The sequence below is a fragment of the Nocardia sp. NPDC060220 genome (genome assembly GCF_042727815.1).
Classification (GTDB): Bacteria; Actinomycetota; Actinomycetes; order Mycobacteriales; family Mycobacteriaceae; genus Nocardia.
Genome location: NZ_JBHWZY010000217.1, coordinates 1 through 8,934, shown reverse-complemented (window position 1 = coordinate 8,934; position 8,934 = coordinate 1). Strand labels below are relative to the sequence as shown.

The window sequence follows — 8,934 nt, the reverse complement described above, 5'->3', positions numbered from 1 at the left end:
GTCTATGTGGTCACTCATAGGTCACCTTCTCGATTCCGGCGAGCGCTTCGGCGTAGATCTCGTCGGCGTCGAGCCGGCGCAGTTCTTCGGCGAGGCAGTCGCGAGTTTCCCGGCGTGCCAGCGCGATCCGCTGGTCGGGTTCGCCGGTGCGGGTCAGCGTGGCCGTCCTTCCTAGTTGCGGGCGTTCGATGGCGATCGAATCGGTGGCGCGCTGGATTTCCACCTTCAGCTCCCCGGTCTTGCGGATCACCGGGCAGTGCAGACGCGAGGCCAGCCAACCGGCCAGGGTGTCGAGCGCGGGTTCGGAGGCCAGGCCCGACACGGTCACCGAGGTGACCGGTTCGAACGGCGGCTCGTCCAGCGCCGCGGCCAGCAGCGCCCGCCAGTAGGTGATGCGGCTCCACGCCAGATCGGTATCACCGGTGGCGTAGGAGAAGCGGCGCTTCTTGATTGCGGCCTGCGGATCGCGGGCGTAGGTGGCGTCGGTGATGCGGCGCTTGGCCAGCTTGCCCACCGAGTCCATCGACGGGTACTCCGGCGCGCCACGCGGCCACCACGCCACCACGGGGGTGTCGGGCAGCAGGAACGGGGTGACGACGCTGCTCTCGTGGTTCACCAGCGCACCCTGCAGGCGCAGCACGATCACCTCGGCCGCACCGGCGTCGCCACCGACGCGGATCTGGGCGTCGAGGCGGGTGTCAGCGTCGCGGTCGCCACGCGCCAACACGATGACCCGGCACGGATGTTCGCGGCTGGCGTCGTTGGCGGCGTCGATAGCGTCCTCGGCTTCCGAGGAGTCCAGGGTGCACACCACCAGGGTGAGCACCCTGCCCTGGGTGATCACGCCGTTGGTCTCGCGCAACTGGACCATCCGTTTGCCGACATCGACGGTGTTGGTATCGGGCATGTCGACGATCACGGACGCCGCCATTCCCGCCCGCTGCGCGCGAGCATCTCATCGGCCGAGCTGGGACCCCAGGTCCCGGCCTCGTAGGGTTCGGGTTTGCCGCCCGCGGCCCAGTGCGCGAGCACGGGATCGAGGATGCGCCAGGACAATTCGACCTCCGCGTTGACCGGGAACAGTGACGGCACGCCGAGCAGCACGTCGAGGATGAGCCGTTCGTAGGCTTCGGGGGAGGACTCGGTGAACGCCTCGCCGTAGCTGAAGTCCATGTTCACATCGCGCACTTCCATGCCCGAGCCGGGCACCTTGGAGCCGAAGCGCAAGGTGATGCCCTCGTCCGGCTGCACCCGGATGACCAGGGCGTTCTGACCGAGCTCCTCGGTCATGGTCTGGTCGAAGGGCAGGTGCGGCGCCCGCTTGAACACCACCGCGATCTCGGTCACCCGGCGGCCCAGGCGTTTTCCGGTGCGCAGATAGAACGGCACACCCGCCCAGCGCCGGTTCTCCACGTGCAGGGTGAGCGCGGCGTAGGTCTCGGTCCGTGACTGCGGATCGAAGCCCTCTTCCTGATGCAGGCCGACGACGTGTTCGCTGCCCTGCCAGCCTTCGGTGTACTGCCCGCGCGCGGTCGTCTCGTCCAGCGGCGCAACGAGTTTGGTGGCCGAGAGGGCCTTGATCTTCTCGGTGGTGAGCTGCATCGGCTCGAAGGAGGTCGGCTCCTCCATCGCGGTCAGTGCGAGCAACTGCAACAGGTGGTTCTGGATGACGTCACGCGCGGCGCCGATCCCGTCGTAATAGCCTGCGCGACCACCCAATCCGATGTCCTCGGCCATGGTGATCTGCACGCTGTCGACATAGTTGGCGTTCCAGATCGGCTCGAACAACTCGTTGGCGAAACGCAGCGCCAGGATGTTCTGGACCGTTTCCTTGCCGAGGTAGTGGTCGATGCGGAAGACCTGCTCTTCCGGGAAGACCCGGTTGACCAGGGCGTTGAGTTCCTTGGCGCTGGTCAGGTCGTGGCCGAACGGCTTCTCGATCACCACGCGCCGCCACGGGGTGTACCCGTCTGGGTCCGGCTTGGCCTGAGCCAGGTGGTGCTCGGAGAGCTGATCGAGGACCACGGGGAACATGTTCGGCGGAATCGACAGGTAGAAAGCGTAATTGCCGCCGGTGCCGCGGGTTTCGTCGAGATCGCGCAACGTGTCGGCGAGCGTCGCGAAGGCCGCGTCGTCGTCGAAACTGCCCTGTACGAAGCGCAGCCCCTCCGCCAGATGGTCCCAGACCTCCTGGCGGAAAGGGGTGCGCGCGTGCTTCTTCACGGCCTCGAGTACCACCGAGGCGAAGTCTTCGTCGGCGTAGTTGCGCCGTGCGAAGCCGACCAGGGCGAAACCAGGGGGCAACAGCCCCTGGTTCGCCAGGTCATAGATGGCCGGCATCAGCTTCTTGCGGGACAGATCTCCGGTGACACCGAAGATCACCATGCTGCACGGGCCCGCGATGAAGGGGACCCGTTTGTCGCGTTCGTCGCGCAGCGGGTTGTGCCACAGCCCCGCCGCCTGATCCGTCGATGCTGTGCCGGCCATCGTGCTAGTTGCCCTCCGCCGCGATGTCGAGCTGGCCGGTGGTGGCCTCGATCAGCTCACCCCACGCGCTCTCGAACTTCTCGACGCCTTCGCGCTCGAGCAGTGCGAACACATCGTCGAGATCGATACCCACCGCTGCCAGATCGGCGAAGACCTGAGCGCCCTCGGCGCCACGGCCGCTGAGCGTGTCGCCCAGCACCTCACCGTGATCGGCGAACGCCTGCAGCGTCTTCTCCGGCAGGGTGTTGACCGTGTTCGGGCCGACGAGCTCGGTGACGTAGAGGGTGTCGGGGTAATCCGGGTTCTTCACCCCGGTCGACGCCCACAGCGGCCGCTGCCGGTTGCCGCCCTGTGCGGCCAGGTGGTTGTAGGTGGAGGTGTGCGCGCCACCGTCGAACACGTCCTGGTACTCGGCGTACGCCAGACGCGCGTTGGCCACACCGGCCTTGCCACGCAGGGCGAGGGCCTCCGGGGTGCCGATCGCCTCGAGGCGCTTGTCGATCTCGGTGTCCACGCGGGAGACGAAGAACGATGCCACCGAGTGGATCTTGGCCAGGTCGTGGCCACCGATCTTGGCGTTGCGCAGACCGTCGAGGTAGGCGCCCATCACCGCGCGGTAGCGCGGCACCGAGAAGATCAGCGTCACGTTCACGCTGATGCCCTCGGTGATCACCGAGGTGATGGCGGGCAGACCGGCCTCGGTGGCCGGGATCTTGATGAACAGGTTCTTGCGGTCGACGATCTTCCACAGCTCGATCGCCTGGGCGACGGTCTTGTCGGCGTCGAAGGCGAACCGGGGATCGACCTCGATCGACACCCGCCCGTCCACGCCGCCGGTCGCCTCGAACACCGGCGCGAGCACGTCGCAGGCGGCGCGCACATCGTCGGTGGTCATCGTGCGGATCGCCGCGTCGGCGTCGGCGCCTTGGGCCGCAAGGTCTTTCAGCTGCGCGTCGTAGGCGTTGCCCACGCTCATCGCGGCCTGGAAGATGCTCGGGTTGGTGGTGACACCGACGACGCTGCGGGTCGCGACCAGGTCGGCGAGATTGCCGGACTGGATGCGTTCGCGCGAGAGATCGTCGAGCCACACCGAGACGCCCGCGGCCGAGAGCGCGGCGAGATTCTCGTTCTGTGCCATGGTCTTACCCCTTCACCTTGTCGGTGGAACGCAGTGCCGCGCGGACGACGGCATCGGGGGTGATACCGAATTCGCGGTACAGAGTCTTGTAATCGGCCGACGCGCCGAAGTGGTCGATGCCGACGACCTCACCCGCGTCACCGACGAATCGGTGCCACGGCATCGCGATACCGGCCTCGACCGCGACCCTGGCCCGCACCGACGGGGGCAGCACCTCGTCGCGGTATCCCTGATCCTGCACGTCGAACCACTCCACACACGGCATCGAGACCACGCGGGTCGGGATGCCCTGCTCTTCCAGCGTAGTGCGCGCGGCGACCGCGAGGTGGACCTCGGAGCCGGTGCCGATGAGGATCACTTCCGGTGTGCCGGTGGACGCCTCGACCAACACGTAGCCGCCCTTCTTGACACCCTCGTAGCTGGTGCCCTCCAGGGTCGGCACGTCCTGACGGGTGAGTGCCAGCGCGGACGGGCCGTCCTGCTGCGGTGACTCGTACACCGGGAAGTGCGAGGTGTGCTCGTCGGAGTCACGCTCGAGCACGGTGCGCCAGGCGTGGACGGTCTCGTTGGCGTCCGCGGGGCGAACGACGTTGAGGCCGGGGATGGCGCGCAGCGCGGCCAGGTGCTCGACCGGCTGGTGGGTCGGGCCGTCCTCGCCGAGGCCGATGGAGTCGTGGGTCCACACGTAGATGGCGGGTACTCGCATCAGTGCGGCCAGGCGGACAGCCGGGCGCATGTAGTCGCTGAACACGAGGAAGGTGCCGCCGTAGGGGCGGGTCGGGCCGTGCAGCGCGATGCCGTTGAGGATCGAGCCCATCGCGTGCTCACGGATGCCGAAGTGCAGGGTGCGCCCGTACGGGTTGGCCTTCCACGCGCCGGTGGAGATCGACTCGGGCCCGAAGCTCGCCTGGCCGGGCATCGTGGTGTTGTTGGACTCGGCCAGGTCGGCCGAACCGCCCCACAGCTCGGGCAGCTCGTCGGCGACCGCGGCGAGGAATTTGCCCGACGCCTTGCGGGTGGCCATGCCCTTGGGATCGACCTCGAAGCTCGGCAGCGCCTCGGTCCAGCCCTTGGGCAGCGAGCGGGTCTGCAGACGATCGAAGAGTTCCTTGTTCGACGGGTTGGCCTCGGCCCACTGGTCGAAGCCCTGCTGCCACTCGGCCTGTGCCTCGGCGCCGCGGGCCAGTGCCTTGCGGGTGTGCTCGATGACGGCCGGGTCGACCTCGAAGGACTTCTCCGGGTCGAAGCCGAGCGCCTTCTTCACCGCGGCGACCTCGTCGGGGCCGAGCGCGGCGCCGTGCGCGCCACCGGTGTTCATCTTGTTCGGGGCTGGGAAGCCGATGATGGTGCGCAGGATGATGATCGAGGGCTTGCTGGTCTCGGCCTTCGCCGCGGCCAGCGCCTTCTCGATGGCCACCACGTCTTCGCCGCCCTCGACGATCTGCACCTGCCAGCCGTAGGCCTCGTACCGCTTGGCCACGTCTTCGGTGAAGGCGATGTCGGTGTCGTCCTCGATGGAGATCTCGTTGTCGTCGTAGATCACCACGAGGTTGCCCAGCTGCTGGGTGCCCGCGATCGAGGAAGCCTCCGCGGTGACGCCCTCCTGCAGGTCGCCGTCGGAGGCGATGGTGTAGATGAAGTGGTCGAACGGGCTGGTGCCCTCGGGGGCGTCCGGATCGAACAGCCCGCGTTCACGCCGCGCGGCCATCGCCATGCCGACCGCCGAGGCCAGACCCTGACCCAGCGGGCCGGTGGTGATCTCGACGCCGTCGGTGTGGCGGAACTCGGGGTGGCCTGGGGTGAGCGAGCCCCACTGGCGCAGCTGCTCGAGGTCGGTCAGCTCCAGTCCGAAACCGGCCAGGTAGAGCTCGATGTAGAGGGTGAGGCTGGAATGCCCACAGGACAGCACGAACCGGTCGCGACCGACCCAGCGCGGCTCCGCGGGGTTGTGGCGCATCGTGCGCTGGAACAGGGTGTAGGCCACCGGCGCGAGGCTCATCGCGGTACCGGGGTGCCCGTTGCCCGCCTTCTGCACGGCGTCGGCAGCGAGTACCCGGGCGGTGTCGACGGCCAAGGTGTCGAGGTCCGTCCAGTCGCTGGGGTAGTTCCGCTGAGTGAGGGCGCGAATGTCGTCTGTGACTGGCACGACCGTGGTTCTCCTGACCTAGGTTTCGTCGACGGCGATAGCTTGGCAGCGGCGATGATGTTCGACAGCGGGTCGCACGCGGCCGGGATGCGTACCGATGTACAGGAATACCCTAGTGGTGCTGCTACAGCGGTTGGCGCGAACCCTGGCGTTGAGTCTAGTTCGGATCGCACTGAGTCGGCGGTGTGCGGTGTAGACCATCGCCGCCGCGTGGACCGAGCCCGTCGCGATGCCGTTCACCTGCGCGTCGATGCGGGTTCACCGCCGCGTGGGCCCGGGATGCGGGCTCGTGGGGCGGAGTGACCGCGCCCACGGTGGCGGGGGTCTGGCGCGGAGCGGCAGGTGAGTGGGTCTACCATCCTCTGTAGTAGTGGCCGCGCCGCAGCCGCGCGCTGCTCGTTCCATTACCGGATGCGAAGCGAAGCACAGCGTGCGAGGAGAAACAGTGCGGATCGGTCACGAGCCGGGTAGTAGCGGTGCGCACGGAACTTCGTCGACGGCGCTGGCCGACCGCCTCGCGGGCGACAGTCTCGCCGCGCGGATTGTGCGTAAGCCCCTTGCCTACATCGCGCTCACCAAACCACGCGTCATCGAGCTGCTGCTCGTTGCCACCATTCCGACAATGTTGCTGGCCGACCGCGGCACAGTGGACATCCGGCTGATCCTGGTCACCCTGTTCGGCGGCTGGATGGGCGCCGCCAGCGCCAACACTCTCAACTGTGTGGCCGACGCCGATATCGACAAGGTGATGAAGCGGACCGCGCGCCGCCCGCTGGCCCGCGAGGCGGTGCCCACCTCGCACGCGTTCGTCTTCGGTGTCGTGCTCGGCGCGATCTCCTTCGCCTGGCTGTGGTGGCAGGCCAACCTGCTCAGCGGGTTGCTGGTCGTCGCGACGATCCTGTTCTACGTTTTCGTCTACACCAAGGGCCTCAAGCGGCGGACCTCGCAGAACGTGGTGTGGGGCGGCGCGGCCGGCTGCATGCCCGCGCTGGTGGGCTGGTCGGCGGTGACCGGCGATATCGGCTGGCCCGCGGTGGTGCTGTTCGCGGTGATCTTCTTCTGGACGCCGCCGCACACCTGGGCGCTGGCCATGCGCTACAAGGAGGACTACCGCGCGGCCGGCGTGCCGATGCTGCCGGTGGTCGCGACCGAGCAGGTGGTGACCAAGCAGATCGTCATCTACACCTGGTTGACGGTGCTCGCGACGATGGCGTTGGTGCCCGCGACCGGTGTCATCTACGCGGCGGTCGCCCTGGTGGCCGGTGCCTGGTTCCTGCTGATGGCGCATCAGCTCTACGCCGGGGTGCGCCGTGGCGAGTCGGTGAAGCCGCTGAAGCTGTTCCTGCAGTCGAACAACTACCTCGCGGTGGTGTTCTGTGGTCTGGCCGTCGACTCGGTGCTCGGGTGGGACACGATCGGTAGCCTCGTCGGGCTGTAAGGCATTCTCGAACAGTGGCCGGGCAGCGATGCCCGGCCACTGTCATGTCCGGACCTGGTCTGGTAGCGGCCTCGCCGGATCAGGGGAGTGGACGACCTCGAAGCTCACCAGCGATGGGCGAGGTGGCCGTCGGGTCGGATCAGGATGGTGGTGCCCGCCGTCGCCGAAAAGGCGGTGAAGGCGTGTCCGTCGGTGTCGACAAGTGTCACAGACGCCGGTCTGGTGGATGACTCGGACGGGGCGTCGACGCGGCGTATCTCGACCGTGAGAACGCCGGATCCGTCGATCGGTGTCGCTGGAGAGCCGGATGTGAGGTTCGCGCCTGCCGCGAAGGCGGGGAGCTCGATGTCGAGTGAGTCGTTGGTCGGGGCGAAGCGGAGCAGGGTCGCGTGGGGGCCTCGGAAGACGTCGAACAGGCGGATCGGGCGGCCGGTTTCGTCGTGCAGTGTGGCGTCCGGCGCGCGGTCGCCCGCCACGAGGGGGCCGTCGTCGGCGGGGCAGCGATAGGTGATGGCGAGCTGGCGGGTTTCGGGGCCGCGGTGCATCGCGTCCTCGTCGCCGTCGACGAGTTTGTCGAGGAGTTCGGTGCTCAGGCCGAGAATCCGGGCCGCGACCGTGCGACGTTCGGGTTCGTAGGTATCGAGCGGGGCCGGGACGCCACCGAGGGCAGCGGCCAGTTTCCAGCCCAGGTTGTAGGCATCCTGAACGCCGGTGTTCAGGCCTTGGCCGCCGGTGGGCGGGTGGACGTGGGCGGCATCGCCCGCGAGGAACACCCGGCCGTCGCGGAAGCGTTCGGCGAGTCGAATATTGGGGCGCCACACCGTGATCCAGGACAGATCGTGCAGCACCAGGCCTGTCTCGGGGCCGTGGCGGTCGGCGAGATCCTGCAGGGTGGCCAGATCGGGGAAGCGGTCGTCGGTCAGCGGGGCGGCGAACTGGAAGCGCCGCGCGCCCGGTAGCGGGGACAGGGCGAACCCGGTCATCGGCCGGTCGGCCGCGGCGGCGAACCAATAGCCGTACTCGTGGTCGAGGGAGTCGGCGCGGACATCGCCGAGCAGCATCTTGATCGACTCGTCGGTGCTGCCCTCGAACGCGATCCCGAGGCGCTTGCGCACCGTGCTCGCGCCACCGTCGGCACCGACCAGATAGCTCGCGCGCACCGTCTCCGATGTGTCGCCGCGTTGCAGCGTCGCGGTGACGCCGGCGTCGTCCTGGGTGAATTCGACCAGCGCCGTGGCGAATTCGACCGTCACCCCGAGCTCGGCGAGCCGCGCCCGCAGGATCGCCTCGGTGTCGGACTGACCGAGCACCCAGGTGTTCGGATACGGCACATCCGGGGTCGGCTCGACCGGCTCGGCCATGCGGCGCTCGCCGACGAAGGTCCCCGCGAAGTAGGCGCGCATCACCGGGACCTCGCGCCCGGCGGCCAGTACCGCGTCGATGACGCCGAGGTCGTCGAACACCTCCAGGGTGCGTGGTTGGATGCCGTCGCCGCGCGACCCCTGGAACGGCGAATCGGCCCGGTCGACGAGCCGGACGTCCACGCCGCGCCGTGCGAGGTCGAGGGCGAGGGTGAGACCGGTCGGGCCCGCGCCCGCGATGAGTACCTGTTCTGACATGGAAATGCCTCCTGCGACAAGAACTGAACCGATATTCAGTGAATATGAATTCAGTTTCAGTGTTGGTACCGTGCTTGTCAAGGAGGTGATGTCCGGTGGTGGGCAG

General features: G+C 68.1%; 6 protein-coding genes. 1 reads left to right on the top strand and 5 read right to left on the bottom strand.

What is annotated here, in order from left to right; all coding sequences use genetic code 11:
* Positions 1-10: 10 nt before the first annotated feature.
* From opcA to tkt, 4 genes are read right to left on the bottom strand one after another with little or no spacing between them, the layout of a single operon-like run.
* Positions 11-919 (bottom strand): glucose-6-phosphate dehydrogenase assembly protein OpcA, encoded by a 909-nt coding sequence (gene opcA, locus ACFWF3_RS13855; protein ID WP_378989136.1) that lies wholly within the window; start codon positions 917-919, stop codon positions 11-13.
* Positions 916-2,487: a glucose-6-phosphate dehydrogenase gene (gene zwf, locus ACFWF3_RS13850; RefSeq protein ID WP_378989096.1), complete on the bottom strand. Its 1,572-nt coding sequence runs from the start codon at positions 2,485-2,487 to the stop codon at positions 916-918. The genes opcA and zwf overlap by 4 nt, the downstream gene beginning before the upstream one ends.
* Positions 2,488-2,491: 4 nt before the next feature.
* On the bottom strand, positions 2,492-3,625 hold the full coding sequence (gene tal, locus ACFWF3_RS13845; RefSeq protein ID WP_379313954.1) for a transaldolase: 1,134 nt from the start codon (positions 3,623-3,625) through the stop codon (positions 2,492-2,494).
* Between the two features lie 4 nt (positions 3,626-3,629).
* Positions 3,630-5,771, bottom strand: a complete 2,142-nt coding sequence (tkt, locus tag ACFWF3_RS13840; protein ID WP_379313953.1) for a transketolase — start codon at positions 5,769-5,771, stop codon at positions 3,630-3,632.
* Between the two features lie 502 nt (positions 5,772-6,273).
* Here tkt and ACFWF3_RS13835 point away from each other — a divergent pair.
* Complete coding sequence (locus tag ACFWF3_RS13835; protein ID WP_379313955.1) at positions 6,274-7,209, top strand: heme o synthase; 936 nt, start codon at positions 6,274-6,276, stop codon at positions 7,207-7,209.
* Positions 7,210-7,313: 104 nt separating this feature from the next.
* Here the strand turns inward: ACFWF3_RS13835 and ACFWF3_RS13830 are convergent, their stop codons facing one another.
* Positions 7,314-8,828, bottom strand: coding sequence for an FAD-dependent monooxygenase (locus ACFWF3_RS13830; RefSeq protein ID WP_379313952.1), 1,515 nt, complete (start codon positions 8,826-8,828; stop codon positions 7,314-7,316).
* Positions 8,829-8,934 lie beyond the last annotated feature (106 nt).